At 50.7% G+C, this 19,338-nt stretch carries 14 protein-coding genes; 4 read left to right on the top strand and 10 right to left on the bottom strand.

The window, feature by feature from the left end:
* Positions 1-111: 111 nt before the first annotated feature.
* Complete coding sequence (locus HRU78_12340; protein QOJ24336.1) at positions 112-1,599, bottom strand: FMN-binding glutamate synthase family protein; 1,488 nt, start codon at positions 1,597-1,599, stop codon at positions 112-114.
* A gap of 111 nt (positions 1,600-1,710) precedes the next feature.
* Between HRU78_12340 and nadC the strand changes: the two genes are divergently transcribed.
* Positions 1,711-2,565: a carboxylating nicotinate-nucleotide diphosphorylase gene (gene nadC, locus HRU78_12335; protein QOJ24335.1), complete on the top strand. Its 855-nt coding sequence runs from the start codon at positions 1,711-1,713 to the stop codon at positions 2,563-2,565.
* A gap of 26 nt (positions 2,566-2,591) precedes the next feature.
* Here nadC and cobA read toward each other — a convergent pair whose 3' ends face one another.
* The 6 genes from cobA to HRU78_12305 all read right to left on the bottom strand — a co-directional run bounded on the left by cobA (position 2,592) and on the right by HRU78_12305 (position 10,402).
* Positions 2,592-4,043, bottom strand: coding sequence for a uroporphyrinogen-III C-methyltransferase (cobA, locus tag HRU78_12330; protein ID QOJ24334.1), 1,452 nt, complete (start codon positions 4,041-4,043; stop codon positions 2,592-2,594).
* 146 nt (positions 4,044-4,189) lie between these two features.
* Positions 4,190-5,188, bottom strand: coding sequence for a PstS family phosphate ABC transporter substrate-binding protein (locus tag HRU78_12325; protein QOJ24333.1), 999 nt, complete (start codon positions 5,186-5,188; stop codon positions 4,190-4,192).
* 178 nt (positions 5,189-5,366) lie between these two features.
* Positions 5,367-6,731 (bottom strand): phosphoglucosamine mutase, encoded by a 1,365-nt coding sequence (gene glmM / locus HRU78_12320; GenBank protein ID QOJ24332.1) that lies wholly within the window; start codon positions 6,729-6,731, stop codon positions 5,367-5,369.
* A 9-nt stretch (positions 6,732-6,740) separates the two neighbouring features.
* Positions 6,741-7,559, bottom strand: coding sequence for a dihydropteroate synthase (gene folP / locus HRU78_12315; GenBank protein QOJ24331.1), 819 nt, complete (start codon positions 7,557-7,559; stop codon positions 6,741-6,743).
* A gap of 129 nt (positions 7,560-7,688) precedes the next feature.
* Positions 7,689-9,611 carry an ATP-dependent metallopeptidase FtsH/Yme1/Tma family protein gene (locus HRU78_12310; GenBank protein QOJ24330.1) on the bottom strand — a complete coding sequence of 641 codons (1,923 nt, stop codon included), beginning with the start codon at positions 9,609-9,611 and terminating at the stop codon, positions 7,689-7,691.
* Positions 9,612-9,784: 173 nt separating this feature from the next.
* Complete coding sequence (locus HRU78_12305) at positions 9,785-10,402, bottom strand: RlmE family RNA methyltransferase (protein ID QOJ24329.1); 618 nt, start codon at positions 10,400-10,402, stop codon at positions 9,785-9,787.
* A 30-nt stretch (positions 10,403-10,432) separates the two neighbouring features.
* On the opposite strand from HRU78_12305, the gene yhbY reads away from it, so the two are divergent.
* On the top strand, positions 10,433-10,789 hold the full coding sequence (gene yhbY / locus HRU78_12300; GenBank protein ID QOJ24328.1) for a ribosome assembly RNA-binding protein YhbY: 357 nt from the start codon (positions 10,433-10,435) through the stop codon (positions 10,787-10,789).
* Between the two features lie 13 nt (positions 10,790-10,802).
* Here yhbY and greA read toward each other — a convergent pair whose 3' ends face one another.
* The 3 genes from greA to carA all read right to left on the bottom strand — a co-directional run bounded on the left by greA (position 10,803) and on the right by carA (position 15,735).
* A complete protein-coding gene (gene greA, locus HRU78_12295) occupies positions 10,803-11,279 on the bottom strand; it encodes a transcription elongation factor GreA (GenBank protein QOJ24327.1) in 477 nt (158 codons plus the stop codon).
* 64 nt (positions 11,280-11,343) lie between these two features.
* Positions 11,344-14,553 carry a carbamoyl-phosphate synthase large subunit gene (gene carB / locus HRU78_12290; GenBank protein ID QOJ24326.1) on the bottom strand — a complete coding sequence of 1,070 codons (3,210 nt, stop codon included), beginning with the start codon at positions 14,551-14,553 and terminating at the stop codon, positions 11,344-11,346.
* Between the two features lie 27 nt (positions 14,554-14,580).
* On the bottom strand, positions 14,581-15,735 hold the full coding sequence (gene carA / locus HRU78_12285) for a glutamine-hydrolyzing carbamoyl-phosphate synthase small subunit (GenBank protein QOJ24325.1): 1,155 nt from the start codon (positions 15,733-15,735) through the stop codon (positions 14,581-14,583).
* 399 nt (positions 15,736-16,134) lie between these two features.
* Between carA and HRU78_12280 the strand changes: the two genes are divergently transcribed.
* Together HRU78_12280 and HRU78_12275 are read left to right on the top strand one after the other, a co-directional pair.
* Positions 16,135-16,629 carry a PH domain-containing protein gene (locus HRU78_12280; GenBank protein QOJ24324.1) on the top strand — a complete coding sequence of 165 codons (495 nt, stop codon included), beginning with the start codon at positions 16,135-16,137 and terminating at the stop codon, positions 16,627-16,629.
* A gap of 141 nt (positions 16,630-16,770) precedes the next feature.
* Positions 16,771-19,089 (top strand): EAL domain-containing protein, encoded by a 2,319-nt coding sequence (locus HRU78_12275; protein QOJ24323.1) that lies wholly within the window; start codon positions 16,771-16,773, stop codon positions 19,087-19,089.
* The last annotated feature ends 249 nt before the right edge of the window (positions 19,090-19,338 follow it).

The raw sequence follows: 19,338 nt of genomic DNA, 5'->3' as shown, positions 1-19,338 counted from the left end.
AAATGCGCTTTTTTTCTTGATTTCACCTTGTTTGGCCGTCGCTCGCTACCTTTTTCAGAGTTTCCTTGGGATCGATACCGAGTGGAATAAAACAGTGAACCAACTGAGAAACTACATTTTTTTCCTCGAAGGTTCCGGGTAAGGGTAAAGAATATTCAGCGCTACGCTCTTTCCGGCGGTTTCGACAATACGCACATGTTCGCGTTTGAATTCCCGTGCATGGCGTAAGCCGCATGAATGGGCGATCATGTTAATCTCTTTGCTAACATTCCGGGCGTAGTTTGCGACGCGCAGATATTTTTCTTCCACGACCAAACCGTTTTGCAGCCGTTCATCGTGCGTTGTAATACCGGTCGGGCAGGTATTCAGATGGCAGCGCATCGCCTGGATGCAACCGAGTGAAAACATGAAACCGCGCGCGGTGTTGACAAAATCGGCACCGGCGCAGAGCGCCCAGGCGCCTTCCGCCGATGTCACCAATTTTCCGGCAGCCACTACATAAATGCGTTTCTTCAGATCGGATTGCAGCAAAGCATCGACTACGCGCGGCAACGCTTCTGCGATCGGCAGGCTGACGTGATCCATCAGCGTTTGCGGTGCGGCGCCGCTGCCGCCTTCGCCGCCATCGATGGTCAGAAAATCCGGCGCATAGTCGAGGCCGCGGCGGTTGATGTTGTCGCACAGTTCATTGATGAAATTCCACCCGCCAATCGCGGTTTTGATGCCGACCGGGCGACCGGTCAATTCACGGATATAACTGATTTTGTCAAGCAATTCGTCGATATTGTTGATGTCCTTGTGGCGGTTCGGGCTGATCGAGTCCTGATGCACCGGGATGCCGCGGATCGCGGCAATTTCTTCATGCACTTTACCCGCCGGCAGCAAGCCGCCCTTGCCGGGTTTTGCGCCTTGCGACAACTTAATCTCAAAGGCTTTGACCACTTTGCTTAACTCTTTCGCGCGTTGCGGCGAGAAATTGCCGTGCTCATCGCGGATGCCGTACTTTGCAGTACCGATTTGCATGATCAAATCGCAGTTGCCTTCCAAATGGTACGGCGCCAATCCGCCTTCGCCGGTATTCATCCAGCAACCCGCTTGTGCGGCGCCGAGCGACAATGCCCGCACTGCCGGTTTGGAAATGGCGCCGTAACTCATGCCGCTGATATTGATGATGGATTTTGCTTCAAACGGTTGCTCGCAGTAACCCTCGCCAATATACAGTGACGGCGTCGGCAACTGATCTTCTTCCTGAATCGGGAAAGCGGCGTTGACGAAAATGATCGAACCCGGCTGGCGCAAGTCGTTAGTGGAGCCGAAACCAACCAGGCTGCCTTTATTTTTGGAGTTTTTATAGATCCAGCCGCGTGTGGCGCGATTGAACGGCATCTCGTCGCGGTCGTTGGCGAAGAAATATTGCCGGAAATACTTGCCCTGGATTTCGAAAAAATAACGCAAACGGCCGATGACTGGATAATTGCGTAGAATCGAGTGCTTTTTTTGTGTTACGTCCTGGATAAACCAGACGACGATTAAACCGACAGCGGCCACACCTAGCATTGTGGCAATGCTAAAAAAGATCAAGTCAAATGCACCGGACATACCGTCTCCTTATTCCGCTGGTCAATCGATATACTAGCCGTTCGATGGGCGTAAGGGAACAGTTTGAGTAAACTATAATGCACGGTTTGACAGAGTAGCTAAGGATAAAAATTGCAAAATTTACACGACGAAATTTGCGACAACGTACAGCGGGCGTTACATGAGGATATCGGCAGCGGTGACCTGACGGCATTACTGATTCCAAGCGGAAAAGTACTGCAAGCCGCGGTGATCAGCCGTGAAAGTGCTATTTTGTGCGGTACGCAATGGTTTGAGCGATGTTTTGTATCGTTAGCACCCGATACGGTGATTGACTGGTTTGCCCGTGATGGCGATAGCGTGCAAGCGGGGCAGAAGCTGTGCGAAATTAAAGGGCCAGCGCGTACATTGCTGACAGCAGAGCGCTCCGCGTTAAACTTTCTGCAGCTATTGTCCGCCGTGGCGACGCAAACGCGGCGGTTTACAAGTGCCATCGCGGGTACTCGGGCGGTGATCGTCGATACCCGCAAAACGTTACCGGGATTGCGGCTGGCGCAAAAATTCGCGGTCACCTGCGGTGGTGGTGTCAATCACCGTATTGGTTTATACGACGGCATCCTGATCAAGGAAAATCACATCATCGCGGCAGGCGGCATCCAACCGGCTTTACAGAAAGCGATGAAAATTGTGCCACCCAACGTTTTTATACAGATTGAGGTGGAGTCACTGCAAGAATTGCAGGAAGCTTTGGCAGCAGGTGCCCGCATGGTGTTGCTGGATAATTTCGCGCTGGATCAGCTAGCGGATGCGGTGGCGCTGACCCGCAGACAAGCGGGTGAACCGGTGATACTGGAAGCATCCGGTAACATTTCATTGGAAAATGTACGCCAGGTGGCCGAAACGGGTGTTGACCGGATATCGATCGGCAGTTTGACCAAGAATATCCAGGCGATCGATTTATCGATGCGCTTTGCCGAGCCGGGATAAAAATGGTCGTGTGCAAGCTGGCTTTTTTATTCGAGTGGCTGCTTGGTTTCAGGTTCCAATGTCATAATATTTGCTTGCGCATTTTCTGAATCTAAAGCTGGTTCGAACCATGCAAGATTCCGATGGAGCTTGACGACTTCGCCAACGATGATCAGTGTGGGCGGAGTCAAATGGGCGGCTTCTGCCAGACCGGGTAATGTTTGCAGTGTGCCGGTCACGATTTTTTGTTTCTGCATCGTGCCCTGCTGAATGATGGCGGCGGGTGTGCTATCCGGCAGGCCATGCGCGATCAACTGCTGGCAGAGTACGGACAATCCCAGCAATCCCATATAGATCACGATAGTTTGATGGGGGCGTGCGAGATGCAGCCAGTCGAGGTCGATGCTGTTGTTCTTCAGATGGCCGGTGACGAAAATACACGATTGCGCATAATCCCGGTGCGTCAATGGAATACCGGCATATGCCGCGACACCCGAAGCGGCGGTAATGCCGGGTACCACCTGAAAGGGAATATGGTGTGCGGCCAAGGTTTCGATTTCTTCACCGCCACGGCCGAAAATAAACGGGTCGCCGCCTTTGAGCCGCAGTACTCGCTTGCCTTCTTGCGCCAGCCGCACCAGTAATTGATTGATCGACTCCTGCGCCAGCGTATGGCGGTTGCGCTCTTTACCGGCATAAATGCGTGTGGCGTCGCGGCGCACCATATCGAGAATCGCGGGCGATACCAGGCGGTCATAAACGACGGCATCGGCTTGCTGCATCAGGCGCATGGCGCGAAACGTCAGTAAATCCGGGTTACCTGGTCCCGCACCGACGAGATAAACCTCACCTTGCGGCGATTCGTCTTTTTCCTGCTGCAACGATTGCAACAAATAATCCTGTGCGGCTTTATCCTTCCCGGCCAATACCATTGCCGCAAAGCGGCCTTGCAGCGTTTTTTCCCAGAAAATGCGACGCTTCTCCGGGTGCGTGAAGTGTTGTTTGACGCGCTCACGGAATTTGCCCGCAATTGCAGCAAGGCGTCCATAAGCGGCCGGGATCATGGTCTCGAGCTGAGCGCGCAGTAATCGCGCCAGAACCGGAGATTGGCCGCCGCTGGAGATAGCAATCAGCAGCGGTGAACGGTCCACGATGGATGGCATGATGAACGTGCAAAGATCCGGATTATCCACGACATTGACGGGGATCTGCCGTTGTTGCGCGGCTGCGGATACTTGCCGGTTGGTGTCGCGATCATCGGTTGCGGCGATGACAAGCGCCGGGTTTCTCAGCTGATCGGCTTGAAAATTTGTAGCTAAATGCTGAATCTTGCCGAGCATGCGGTATTCATTCAGTTCGAAATTTAATTCGGGTGATACCACCGAGACCTGAGCGCCGGCTTGCAGCAGCAACTGGACTTTGCGTGTGGCAACTTCGCCGCCGCCGACAACCAGGCACATTTTATTTTTAATATCGAGAAAAACGGGTAGAAAATCCATGACAGCTTTTTCATCCAAAAATAAAGGAAGCGCCGATTCATTCTAAGCCAAATATTGGCTCATGCGTTAATCAGCGCTTCCTTGCTTTTACTGGGTTATTTCCAATCGATGCTTGAGATTGGGAAGATTTCTAGCCGGTTAGGATGCTATAAGCTGGACTCCAGTTTAAGAATATCTTCCAGTTTTATGTTGATCCCAGAACCTTTGAATACCGTACCCAGCTTCCTCTTGTTGAAGTGTTCGATATTGAGGTTGTAGACTTCTTTGGACAGTGGGAAATATTTGACCTCTTTTACCAGCTCGGTGGCGTTCTGCATATAGAAATTGACAAATTCCTTAATTTCCGCTTTTTCTGCCGATTTGGCATTCACATAGATGAAAATCGGGCGCGATAACGGTTTATAGCTGTTATTTTCCACGCTCTCGGCCGATGGCAGCACGCCACCGCTGCCATTATCAATCGCGACGGCGTTTATTTTTTTACTATTTTCGACGTAATACGCGAAACCGAAGAATCCCAGTGCATAAATGTCACTGGCAACACCCTGAACCAGCACGTTATCGTCTTCCGAGGCGGTAAAGTCACCGCGGCTGGATTTTGCTTTGCCGACGACGGCTTCGGTGAAATACTCAAAGGTACCGGAGTCGGCGCCTGGGCCATAGAGTTTGATTTTTTTGTCCGGCCATTCGGGGTTGATTTGATTCCAGCTCACGATATTGCTTTGCGCACCGGGTTCCCAGATTTTTTTCAATTCTTCAACGGTGATGGTTTTGCTCCAGGTGTTTTTGGGATTCACAACCACCGTCAGCGCATCGAATGCAATCGGCATTTCGATATATTGCACACCTGCTTCTTTGCAGGCATCCATTTCCAGTTGCGTGATGGGGCGTGAGGCATTGACGATATCAATTTCATTGCGGCAGAATTTTTTGAATCCGCCGCCGGTGCCGGAAATGCCAACGGTGACACGAACCGCGCCGCGTTTGGCGATTTGGAAATCTTCCGCGACCGCCTCGGTAATGGGAAAGACAGTGCTGGAGCCGTCAACTTTAACGATCGGGCTGGCGATTGCGGATGTGGAAGTCACAGATGCGCTCAACAGCGCAAGCGCAAGAAATGCTCTGAAGTTTAACGAGATTGACATCGATATGTTCTCCAAATAAGTAAATAAAGAGTAATGAAAGATTCTTGCAAGCAGGTGCGCTATCTTATTGCAGAATTATTACAGGATTATGACAATAATATTTTTGTCTTAAAACGGATGCGCATACAACTGCATGGGCGGCTGCATTAGAAAAGCCGGTAGTGAAAATGACCGGACACTAGGAATCGCTGCTGGCGGATTGTATGGTTTCAGCGATGCGTTCAGCCCAGTGATTGATTTTATGTTTCGATTCACCTTCCACCATGACGCGGATAAGCGGTTCGGTGCCCGATGCGCGGATCAAAACGCGCCCTTTGCCATTCAAATCGGTCTCAGCTTCTGTGCGCGTGGTTTGGATCGCTTTATTGGCGCTGAAATTGAAAGATTTGGGTATTTTTACATTAATTAGGCGTTGCGGGTAAAGCGAGACGCCGCGCATGAATTCAGCCAGTGTTTTATGGCTATCGCGCAATGCGTATAGCACTTGCAAAGCGGAAATGATGCCGTCACCGGTAGTGTGTTTGTCCATGCAGATGATATGTCCGGAATTTTCACCACCAAGCTGCCATCCTTTTTCTTGCAACAATTCCAGCACGTAGCGATCACCGACATTGGCGCGGAGAAATGGAATATTCATTTTTTTGAATTGATCTTCGATCGCCAGATTGGTCATCAGGGTGCCGACAACACCGCCGGTCAGCGTTTTTTTCTGCAAGCGGTGTTTGGCGATAATATAGATCAGTTGATCGCCATCATAGATTTGGCCTTTTTTGTCGATCATCATGAGCCGGTCGCCGTCGCCATCCAGTGCGATACCTAAGTCGGCACGATGCTGTTTAACCGCTTTTTGCAGTGCGGCGCAATGCGTCGCGCCACACTCGAGGTTGATATTCAACCCATTCGGCTGCACGCCAATGGTCACGACATCCGCACCCAATTCGTGCATGACGTGACCGGCGATATGATAAGCGGCGCCGTGCGCGCAATCGACAACGATGCGCAGTCCGCGCAGGTCAAGGTGATAAGGGAAAGTGCTTTTGCAAAATTCGATATAGCGGCCGGCGGCATCGTCAATCCGTTGTACTTTTCCCAACTGTGCCGAAGGTTTGGTTTCGATCGGTGCATGGATACCGCTTTCGATTTTATGTTCCATTTCATCCGGCAGCTTTCTCCCTTCGGCGGAAAAGAATTTGACGCCATTGTCCTCGAATAAATTGTGCGAGGCCGAGATCACGATCCCAGCTTGTAGTCGCAAGGCGCGAATAAGATAAGCGATGGCCGGGGTCGGCATCGGCCCGGATAGAATGACATCCACACCGGCGGCGCATAATCCCGCCTCCAAGGCGGATTCCAGCATATAACCCGATACCCGGGTATCCTTGCCGATCAGAACTGTCGGGCGTTTCCCTTGTATCAGATGCCAATCGGCTGCGGCGAGAACTTTACCGGCTGAATAACCGAGGTGAAGAATAAAGTCGGGTGTGATGGGTTCTTTGCCTACACGTCCGCGAATACCATCGGTTCCAAAATATTTTTTAGTCAATTTGAGCAGTTATGAATTGCGGTTAGAGACGGTTGAATCGGCTTCTTGGGTATCACAATTTCTCATTGCATCGTAGATAGCCAGCGCTTCCTTAGTTGCCTTAACATCGTGCACGCGTACAATTTTGGCACCTTTGACTACTGCTAGCAAGGCTGCCGCAGTGCTTTCATGGATGCGGTGATTCACGCTGTTCCCAGTGATGGCTCCCAGCATGGATTTGCGTGATAGACCGGCTAATACTGGAACACCGAGGTCAAGCAATTGATCCAGCCGGTTTAATAGGGTGAAGTTATGCTGCAACGTTTTGCCGAAACCAAAACCGGGATCGATGATCAGCCGGTCTTGTGACATGCCTGCGGTCTTTGCCGCCTCGATGCGTTGTAGTAAAAAGTCCTTTACTTCTTGGATGATATTGTTGTACTGCGGGTTTGCTTGCATCGTTTGCGGTATGCCTTGCATATGCATTAAGCAGATCTGCACATGGGTACTTTGCGCAACCGCTTCCAATGCACCGGGGCTTCGCAGCGCATTTACGTCATTGATCATGCAAGCCCCGGTTGCTATCGTGTGTTTCATCACCTCGGGTTTGGAAGTATCAACGGATATTGGAATTTTTGTATCGATGAGTGCTTCGAGCACGGGAATAACGCGCTTTAATTCCTCATCGATGCTGACTTGTTGACTTCCCGGGCGCGTCGATTCTCCGCCGATATCCAAAATATCGGCGCCTTCTTCGATCAAATTCTTTGCATGGGCAATTGCTTGCTGTGTTGATAAATAGCGTCCGCCATCAGAGAAAGAATCGGGTGTGACGTTGATAATTCCCATGATCAAAGGGCGATTGCTCGAGAGAATAAAGTTTGGCTGTGATGAAGACACGGTGCGGTAAAGAAGTTGTAGAAGTAAAAACGGGATACGATGGAATGATCGTATCCCGTTTGTTCAAGTTGTTGACGGTTAATCTGCTTCTTTAGCTATTTCTTGCGGTGCGGCAGGCTCTTTGGTGCCATTCGTTTTTGCCGCAGAAGAAGACTCCTCGCTCGTTTTTGAAGAAGACATGGATTGAGGTGGTTTGGGAGGACGTGGCGGACGGCCATCCATGATGTCCTTGATTTGATCGCTGTCGATCGTTTCCCATTCCAGCAAAGCCTGTGTCATGGCTTCAATCTTGTCTTTATTTTCTTCAATGAGCTTGCGCGCCAAGGCATATTGCTCGTCAATGATACGGCGGACTTCAGCATCCACTTTTTGCATGGTCGCTTCGCTCACATTTTTATGCGTTGTGACAGAGCGACCAAGGAAAACCTCGCCTTCATTTTCACCATACACCATTGGACCCAGCGAATCGGACATTCCCCATTGGGTGACCATTTGCCGTGCCAATTCCGTGGCGCGCTCGAAATCGTTAGATGCACCCGTAGTCATTTGATGCATGAAAACTTCTTCAGCAATACGACCACCGAACATGACGGAAATTCTTTGCAGAATCTCTTCGCGCTCCATGCTGAAGCGATCTTCCGTCGGCAATTGCATGGTTACACCTAATGCACGGCCGCGCGGGATAATCGTTACTTTATGCACCGGGTCGGTTTTTGGCAGCAATTGTGCTACTACCGCATGACCCGATTCATGGTAGGCGGTATTACGGCGTTCATGTTCCGGCATAACTACCGAGCGGCGTTCCGCACCCATGAAAATTTTATCTTTGGCACGTTCAAAATCGTCCATATCGACCAAACGCTTGTTGCTGCGTGCAGCAAACAACGCGGCTTCATTGACCAAGTTAGCCAAATCGGCACCCGACATACCGGGGGTGCCACGTGCCAGAATCTCGGCTTTTACATCAGGCGCTAACGGCACTTTGCGCATGTGTACATGCAGAATTTGCTCGCGTCCGCGGATGTCAGGCAACGGTACGGTTACTTGACGGTCAAAGCGGCCGGGGCGCAGCAATGCCGGATCCAATACATCAGGGCGGTTAGTTGCTGCGATGACGATTACGCCCATTGCACCTTCGAAACCGTCCATTTCCACCAGTAACTGGTTGAGCGTTTGCTCCCGTTCATCGTTTCCACCACCGAGTCCGGCACCCCGTTGACGGCCCACTGCGTCGATTTCATCGATAAAGATGATGCACGGTGCATGTTTTTTGGCCTGCTCGAACATGTCACGCACCCGGGATGCGCCTACACCGACGAACATTTCAACAAAATCCGAACCGGATATGCTGAAAAAGGGCACTTGCGCTTCACCTGCAATTGCGCGCGCCAGCAATGTCTTACCGGTTCCCGGACTGCCGACCATCAAAACACCGCGTGGAATACGTCCACCGAGTTTCTGGAATTTTGATGGGTCGCGCAGGAATTCAACCAATTCCGCTACTTCTTCCTTCGCCTCCTCGCAACCGGCAACATCGTTGAAAGTAACGGTGTTGGCTGATTTATCCAACATACGCGCTTTACTTTTGCCGAATGAAAATGCACCGCCATTGCGTCCGCCACCTTGCATTTGCCGCATGAAGAAAATCCATACGGCAATCAGCAACAGCATTGGGAACCATGAAATGAAAATGCTCATCAACATGGATGGCTCTTCTTCCGGTTTAGCTTCTACGATGACGCCTGCTTTGAGTAAATCGCTGACCATCCAGGGGTCGGACGGTGCATACGTTGTAAAGCGTCTGCCATCGGATTTGGTGCCTTTCAGGGTACGGCCTTCGATAACGACCTTGGCAATTCTGCCTTGATTCAATTCCGAAATGAACTGGGAATATTCCATCGGTACTTGCGCCGGTTGACGTACGCTGAATTGATTAAATACGGTCATCAACACAAGTGCAATTACCAGCCAAATGGCCATGTTTTTAATTAAGTTATTCAAGATAGCTCCTTGGTTTGCACCTTAAAAATCATTGATTGGACATTCTAACTCTATTCTGTCAAATAGAACAGAATAGTTCAAATAATACAAATTTGCTATCAAACTATATCCTACTCTCAACATTTATCTTTATTACCTAAGGGGGGCCATTCATTTCTCGGTAATCAGCACTATTACTTTTTTCCGAGGCCGACCAAGTATAATTCGTTGCTGCGATTTCGCGAGGCTTCTGGTTTTCTTATCACCACGCTGTTAAACCCTGCGCGCATGTCACGAAGAAACGATTCAAAATCCCTGCCCTGAAAAACTTTGACCAGGAAATTTCCGCCATAGTTCAGTTGCTCCATTGCGAACACCAGCGCCAATTCGGCCAAATACATACTTCTCGCTTGATCGCTGACTACAATACCGCTCATGTTGGGCGCCATGTCGGAAATGACAAGATCCGGTTGTTGTTCCCCTAGACGTTTTCTTAATTCAAGCACAGCACGTTCTTCTCTGAAATCATCTTGAATGAATTCAACACCGGGTAATGGTGCCATTTCCAGGATATCCAATGCAATTATTTTTCCTTTATGGCCCACTTTCTGACTGGCAACTTGTGACCAGCTGCCGGGGGCCGCGCCCAAATCGACAACAATTATGGCCGGCTTTAACAAACGATCCCGTTCAGCAATCTCAAGCAGCTTGTAAGCGGCGCGCGAACGATAACCCTCTTTCTTGGCTTGCTTGACGAAAAAATCGTTAACATGCTCTTTCATCCAAGCTTTACTGGTTTTGGCTCGTTTCATGAAGTAAAATATTACGTTTTAAGGGAATTTATGTTAACACTAACGATTGCTCAGCGGCGTGAACTAAAAGCGCAAGCCCATGCACTCAATCCGATCGTAATGATTGGAAAGTCCGGATTATCTGATACGGTTATTGGAGAGCTGGATCGTGGACTTACAAGTCATGAGCTGATTAAGATTAAGGCTCAAATCGATGATCGGGTTGCCAGAAATGCGCTTTTTGAAGAAATCTGTGACAAGCTGAGCGCTGCACCAGTGCAGCATATCGGTAAAGTTTTCGTTATTTACCGCCCTAAGTCGGAAGAGACTAACAGAAAAATTGAACGTTCCTCTCATAAAAAAAAGAAACAAGAGCCGTTTCGTACCAAACGTAGCTATCAGAACTGAGTTTTACCGGCATTCAAATGTATTTGACATCAAGTATTTCGTATTCCCGTATCCCGCCGGGTGCCTGAACTTCGGCGATATCTCCCGCATACTTGCCGATTAATGCGCGCGAAATCGGCGAGCTGATGGAAATTTTTCCCTCTTTGATGTTGGCTTCGTCGTCACCGACGATTTGATAGGTAACGGTTTCACCGCTTTGCAGGTCTTCCAATTCAATCGTGGCGCCGAAAACACAAGCACCATCCGCATTAATCAGTGCCGGATTGATGATTTGAGCGCTGGAGAGTTTGCTTTCCAGCTCGGCGATGCGGCCTTCAATGAATCCCTGTTTTTCCTTGGCAGCATCGTATTCGGCATTTTCGGAAAGATCGCCGTGAGAACGCGCTTCAGCAATCGCCGCAATCACTGCGGGGCGATGGATGGTTTTCATTTCGTGCAATTCTTTGCGTAGCGCCTCTGCTCCGGCTACCGTTAAAGGAATCGTGCTCATTGTCGTTTTTTGCCTTTCATTTTCATCCTGTTTTTTTAATCATCAAGAAGAGCTGATTTATGATCTATGCCTTCAGTTGCACATGCAATTTCTGCAGATTATACGCTTGCAGTTCGCGTCTATTGGTAATGCCGACACACGCAGCGCGCGCACCCGCTAATGTTGTATAGTAAGTCACTTTTGCCTGGAGTGCAGCGTGGCGGATCGAATAGGAATCCTTTATCGCGCTACGTTGATTTTTGACGGTGTTGATAATCAAGCTGATTTCACCGTTTTTAATCATATCGACAATGTGCGGACGACCTTCCGCAACCTTATTGATAATGATGACGTCGATCCCCGCTTCGGTTATTGCAGCGGCGGTACCGCGGGTAGCATAAAGAGTAAAGCCGAGTTCCGCAAGGTTGCGCGCGATTTCGACCGCATGCGGTTTGTCGGATTGACGCACACTGATAAAAATCTTGCCCGCGGTGGGAAGGCGGACATCGGTTGCTAATTGGGATTTGACAAACGCTTCGGCAAAAGTGGTGCCCATTCCCATGACTTCGCCGGTCGACTTCATTTCCGGTCCCAGTATCGTATCAACGCCGGGCAATTTGATAAAAGGAAAGACCGCTTCCTTGACCGAATAATACTCAGGGATCACTTCTTCGGTAACGCCTTGATCAATCAGGCTCTTGCCCGTCATGCAACGCGCCGCTATTTTGGCCAGTTGCAAGCCGGTGGCTTTGGAAATGAAAGGGACCGTACGCGATGCGCGAGGATTGACTTCAAGCACATATACGATGTCGTCTTGAATCGCAAACTGCACATTCATCAGTCCGATTACCTGCAGTGCCCGTGCCATCTCGGCGGTTTGGCGCCGCAATTCGTCGAGTACTTCCGGTTGCAGATTGAAAGTCGGTAGTGAGCACGCCGAGTCGCCGGAATGCACACCGGCCTGTTCAATGTGCTCCATGATGCCGCCGATCAGCACGGTTTCCCCATCGAAAATAGCATCGACATCGACCTCAGTGGCATTGGTCAGAAAATGATCCAGCAGCACCGGAGAGTCGTTGGAAACCTTGACGGCTTCGCGCATGTAGCGTTCCAGATCGGCTTTTTCATGCACAATTTCCATGGCGCGTCCGCCCAGTACGTAACTGGGCCGCACCACCAGCGGGTAACCGATTTCCTCGGCGGCGACCAGGGCAGCTTCGGGATTGCGGGCGGTACGGTTAGGCGGTTGTTTCAGGCCGAGCTGATGCAGCATTTTTTGAAAGCGTTCGCGGTCTTCGGCGCAATCGATCATGTCCGGGCTGGTACCGATAATCGGCACGCCGTTGGCTTCCAAATCGCGCGCAAGCTTGAGCGGTGTTTGCCCGCCATACTGCACGATTACGCCATGCGGTTTTTCCACCGCAACGATTTCAAGCACGTCTTCCAATGTCAGCGGCTCGAAATACAAGCGATCGGACGTGTCGTAGTCGGTTGAAACCGTTTCCGGGTTGCAGTTGACCATGATGGTTTCAAAACCGTCTTCGCGCAACGCCAGGGCTGCGTGCACACAGCAATAATCGAACTCGATACCTTGCCCGATGCGGTTGGGGCCGCCGCCCAGCACCATGACTTTCTTTTTATCGCTCGGATGAGATTCACACTCGTCTTCATAAGTGGAATACATGTACGCGGTGCTGGTTGCGAACTCGGCTGCGCAAGTGTCGACACGTTTATAGACCGGCCGCAGATTGAACTGATGCCGCTGAGCACGAATCGCAGTTTGCGCGGTATTCAGCAGTTTGGCCAGGCGCCGGTCGGAAAAGCCGCTGCGTTTCAGCTTACGCAGTGCCGGACGATCAAGCGCTGCTAGCGTTATGCCGGCCAGAGCTTGTTCCTGTTTGGCCAAGTCTTCGATTTGCGCCAGGAACCAGAGATCGATATGCGTCAACTGATGTACTTCGTCCAGCGACAGATTGCAGCGGAACGCATCGGCGATAAACCAGATTCGCTCGGGACCGGGGTTTGCCAGTTCGGTGCGGATCGTTTCCAGGTTATCGGTTTTTTCATCCAGACCGTCAACACCCGTTTCCAGTCCGCGCAAAGCTTTTTGCAGCGATTCCTGGAAGGTACGGCCGATCGCCATGACTTCGCCGACCGATTTCATTTGCGTGGTCAGGCGGTCGTTGGTTTGCGGGAATTTTTCAAAGGCAAACCGCGGTATCTTGGTGACGACGTAGTCGATGGTGGGTTCGAACGATGCCGGAGTAATACCGCCGGTAATATCGTTGCCCAGTTCGTTCAGCGTGTAACCAACGGCAAGCTTGGCGGCAATTTTAGCGATGGGAAAGCCGGTGGCTTTCGAAGCCAGCGCGGAAGAGCGCGACACGCGCGGATTCATCTCGATGACCAGCATGCGGCCGTTTTCCGGATTGATCGCAAACTGCACATTGGAACCGCCGGTTTCCACGCCGATTTCCCGCAATACAGCGATCGATGCGTTACGCATCAATTGATATTCTTTGTCGGTCAGCGTTTGCGCCGGTGCGACGGTGATGGAGTCACCGGTATGCACGCCCATCGCGTCGAGATTTTCGATCGAACATACAATGATGCAGTTATCGTTTTTATCCCGCACCACTTCCATTTCAAACTCTTTCCAGCCGATCACCGATTCTTCGATCAGTAATTCCTTGGTAGGCGAGGTTTTCAATCCGCGTTCGCAGATATCGAGAAATTCTTCGCGGTTGTAGGCAATACCGCCGCCGCTGCCGCCCATGGTGAAAGAGGGACGGATAATGACCGGATAACCCAGCATGGCTTGAACCTGCATGGCTTCCTCCAGGCTGTGCGCCACTGCGGATCGTGCGGAGCCCAGACCGATACGGGTCATCGCTTGTTTGAATTTTTCCCGGTCTTCCGCCATGTCGATGGCTTCGCGCGAAGCGCCGATAAGTTCGACGCCGTATTTTTCCAGCACGCCGTGCTTGACCAAATCGAGCGCGCAATTCAGCGCCGTTTGTCCGCCCATCGTCGGCAACAATGCTTGCGGCCGTTCGATTGCGATGATCTTCTCGATCATGGCCCAGGTGATCGGCTCGATATACGTCGCATCGGCCATTTCCGGGTCGGTCATGATGGTGGCGGGATTGGAATTCACCAGAATGATGCGATAGCCTTCCTCGCGTAAGGCCTTGCAGGCTTGCACGCCAGAATAGTCAAATTCGCAAGCCTGGCCGATGATGATCGGGCCGGCACCGATGATAAGAATGGATTGAATGTCGGTACGTTTAGGCATACTCTCTAACGGATAAATAGGGTGTGATTATTGGGAATGCCGGTTTTTGTGGTGCTGCATCATGGCGATGAATTTGTCGAACAAATAATCCGCTTCGTGCGGTCCGGGGCTGGCTTCCGGATGACCCTGAAAACAGAAGGCGGGTTTGTCGGTTAACTCGAATCCCTGCAGGCTGCCGTCGAACAGCGATACATGCGTGACCTTTGCGGTTGCGGGCAAGGTATTGCCGTCGACAGCAAAACCGTGATTCTGGCTGGTAATGATCACTTTGCCGCTGGCAACATCCTGCACCGGATGGTTGGCGCCATGATGGCCGAATTTCATTTTGACGGTGCGCGCACCGCTAGCGAGTCCGAGCAGTTGATGACCCAGGCAAATGCCGAATATCGGAATATTTTTATCAAGTAACGTTTGTGTGGCGGAGATGGCGTAATCGCACGGTTCCGGGTCGCCGGGGCCATTCGACAGAAAGACACCGTCGGGCTGTACTTTCAGAATATCCGCCGCCGCAGTCTGAGCTGGAAATACCGTGACCTTGCAGCCGCGCTGTGCCAGTTTGCGCAGAATCGTGCGTTTCATGCCGAAATCAAAAGCGGCAACGTGAAATTTGGGATTATCTTGCATCCGGAAACCGGATTCGAGCGACCACTCGCCTTCATTCCACGTGTACGATTGGCGGCAACTGACCACTTTGGCGAGATCCATTCCGGCCAACCCGGGAAATGCCCGGGCTGCTTGCAACGCTTTTTCCTCATCGATATCGCCAGCCATGATGCAACCGGCTTGCGCGCCTTTTTCCCGCAAAATCCGCGTCAGTTTGCGCGTATCGATTTCAGCGATGGCAACGACATTCTGTTCTTGGAGAAACTGCGGCAATGTGCGGGTTTTGCGAAAATTGCTCGCCATCAGCGGCAGATCGCGAATCACCAAGCCGGCGGCGTATACTTTATCGATATTACCGGATTCGTAATCTTCCGGATTGGTGCCGGTGTTGCCGATGTGCGGGTAAGTCAGCGTGATGATCTGCCGGCAATACGAGGGATCGGTCAATATTTCCTGATAACCGGTCATGGCCGTATTGAACGCGACTTCACCGGTACTGATGCCTTCAACGCCAATAGACACGCCATGAAAAATTGTCCCATCGGCAAGTGCGAGGATGGCGTGCGGCGGTTGTGACACAAAAACTCCTTGGAAACTGACAAGATCTGGAAAAAAGGACCGGCAACGATCGTTAAAATGCCCCGGCGATCGTTAAAATGCCCCGGCTATTGAATGCGGAATTATACGTGAAAACGGCTCATTTTTGTATGCGCGCGCTTTTGCTCACGAAGAAATAGCTTTATGAACTTTTGTTGATCGGACAATTTCGTCTGGTGCCAAAGCAGTATCGGCACAAGTTTTGCCCTTAAGGTGCTTGTAAGGCAAAATTTCCAGACTTTTCTTATCCAAATTTTTATTACACGAACATTAACCAAGATTAAGAATGGGTAAAATGAGCACGGTCTTATCTGTTCGTGAAATAACACTTCATTGATTTCTGGTAATTACGCAACTATTCAATTTCATAAAGATTAAATCATGCATGTCTTCAAGTCTAAAATCGATAACTGGGTACTGATTTGTTTATTGCTATCCATCTCAGCCTGTCTGCTGGGGGCATCCGTCGCGTTGTCGGTTGGCGGAACCGCCAATTATGTGTTTGCAGCGATCATATTGATTCTGGGTGCCGGTTTCCCGGTCTGGCTCTATGCTTCAACCCGGTACATCGTGACTGGCGATGATCTCAAGATCGTCAGCGGTCCGTTTTCCTGGAATATCCCCATTCAATCGATCGTATCCGTGCAAGAGACGCAGAATGCATCGGCCAGTCCGGCTTTGTCGTTTGACCGCCTGGAAATCATCTACGGGGAAGGCAAAGCCATCATTGTCTCGCCGCTTGATAAAGCAAAATTCATACAAAAACTGGGCAAGGAGAGATTCATTTTTAACCGCAGAAATGCCCGGTCAAAAGCTGCAGCTAAGGATTTCCGTAACAAAGCTAAGAGAAACAAAACGAACCGGAGCAATACGTAGCGTAGGCTCGATTGCATGCGGAAAAGACTCAGCAATAGCGTGCCGCAATGCGATTTTTCCGGGATCGCGCCTATCCGACATACTTGCATAATTCTGATTTAGATGGTTATCTTTGCACATTGATTTATCATTGAGGTAACCATGGGTAATGCTAAGCAAACCAAGTCTCAACTATTGCAAGAGCTGCAGCAGCTGCGTTCCGAATTGGCTGCGGTCAAGTTGATGACAGAAATGCGTACCCATGAGCTTTATGTCAGTGAGGAGCGGTTTTCGCTGGCGATGCGCGGCGCCAACGATGGATTGTGGGATTGGAATCTGGAAACGGATGAAGTGTATTACTCGCCGCGCTGGAAAAGCATGCTGGGTTACGCCGAAAACGAACTGGCGGGTCACTTAAGCACATGGGAAAACCTGGTTCATCCCGATGATAAAATCGTCGCACTGGAAAAAGTTCAGGATTACTTCGATGGCCGCAAAGATTCGTTCGAAGTAGAAATGCGCATGCGTCATAAGGATGGTCACGAAGTTTTTGTGCTATCCCGCGCGCTTCTGGTCACACGCGGATCGGACGGTAAACCGGTTCGTCTCGTCGGTACGCACGTCGATATCAGCGAACGCAAAAAAGCAGAGGCCTTTGACAATCAATACGCTGAAATTCTTGAGATGATCGCGATAGGGCGTCCTGCACCAAATATCTACGATGCCATTGCGCTGATGTATGAATCCCGTCACCCTGGCATGCGCTGCTCGATGCTTGAATTGAGCGGTAATAAACTTCTGCATGGCGGAGCGCCCAGCTTGCCGCAGGAATATTGCGAAGCCGTGCACGGCCTGGAAAACGGGCCGAGCGTCGGTTCCTGCGGGACATCTACTTTTACCGGGCAGCGTGTACTGGTAGAAAACATCGACACCGACCCGAAGTGGTCAAAAATCAAACATTTTGCGCTACCGCATGGTATGCGGTGTTGCTGGTCCGAGCCGATCAAAAACTCCAGCGGAAAAGTTTTGGGTGCGTTTGGCATGTATTACAATCATCCCGCACTGCCAGACGAGAAGGAATTAAAAGATCTGATTTCCGCTGCCCGGCTGACGGGGATCGTCATGGAACGGGATCAAGCGCAAAAACGCATCCGCACGCTGGCATATACCGACGAGCTGACAGGACTTGCCAGCCGTGCCTCGTTCATACAACACATGGAAGAAATCACCAAATCGTCTTCCCGGCATGGCCGCCGCTTCGGGCTGCTGTACATCGATCTGGATAACTTCAAATACATTAACGACAGCCTGGGGCATGACGCTGGAGATTTGTTGCTTAAAACCATTGCAGCGCGATTGATCCATACCTGCCGCGATATAGACTTCATTGCGCGGCTTGGCGGTGATGAGTTCTGTATCCTCATCGAAGAAGTCGAAGCGGATTACGCCGCCAATGTCGCAAAGCGCTGTCTTGAAGCTATATCTCAACCGATCGAAATTTATTCCAGAAAACTTACGCCGGCTTGCAGCATTGGCATCGCCTATTACCCCGATGATGGCGAAAATCTCTCCGCCTTATTGAAAGCGGGCGATATCTCGTTGTACACCGCCAAGGAGAATGGAAAAAATCAGTATGCATTTTATAAAGCCGAACTGACTCACAAGGCTGAGTATCGTTTTCAAATCGAACAGAATCTGCGGGAAGCCATCGAAAAACAACAGCTGTCCCTGGTGTATCAGCCGCAAATCAATATCAAAAGCGGGGAGATTTTTGGCGTCGAAGCGCTTTCGCGTTGGCATCACCCGCAATTGGGACAAGTTCCGCCCAACGATTTTATCGTCATCGCCGAAAGAATCGGCATGATCAAACCGCTGACCGAATGGGTGCTGCGCACCGCTTGCGGGCAACTGGTAGCCTGGAAACAAGAAGGTTTCCGCACGCTTCGCATGGCCGTCAATATTTCCCCCAGTCTTTTTCTGGACAATGGATTCGTGCTGCTGGTTAAGCGCATCATCAATGAAGTCGGCATCGTGCCAGCCGAATTGGAATTGGAGGTAACGGAAGGCATCGTGCAAACCGACCCGCGCAATCTAACCATTTTTCAGGACCTGAAAGATCTGGGCGTGCTACTGTCCATCGACGACTTCGGCACCGGCTATTCTTCGTTTGCCTCGCTGAAACACCTGCAAGCGGATTACCTAAAAATCGACAAATACTTTGTTGACGACATGCTGGCCGACAAGAAAACCCTTACCCTGGTCAGCTCGATGATAGAAATGGGACAAAAACTCGGCTATGGCATCATCGCCGAAGGTGTTGAGACACTGGAACAACTGGATATTCTCAAGAACCTCGGTTGTGAAATCGTGCAAGGCTATCTGTTCAGTAAACCGGCCGGTGCCGACAGCATTTCAGATTTGATGAACAATCAAATGCACAAAAATATTCTCGGGCAATGCCGGTTGGATGAGATGGCATAGTTGATGATGCTTTGCAGATGATCGCTGCATCGGCGGCGTAAACCTTCAAGAAAGACAAGAGCATCAACTTGCGATTCCCCACGGTTTTGCCACGAGGATAGGTGCAGGTGCGTAGAGCAATTTATTCGTCTTAAGGAAACGCTGATTAATTCGGCGGACGAGATGAAGCACGAGGCGCACGGAACACAGCAACCGAGACATATCAATAAGATAGGCGAGGAAGCGAGTACTGCGCAACGAAGTGATTCG

This window comes from Gammaproteobacteria bacterium (genome assembly GCA_015709635.1).
GTDB lineage: Bacteria > Pseudomonadota > Gammaproteobacteria > Burkholderiales > Nitrosomonadaceae > Nitrosomonas.
This window is presented reverse-complemented; position numbering and strand designations above follow the sequence as displayed.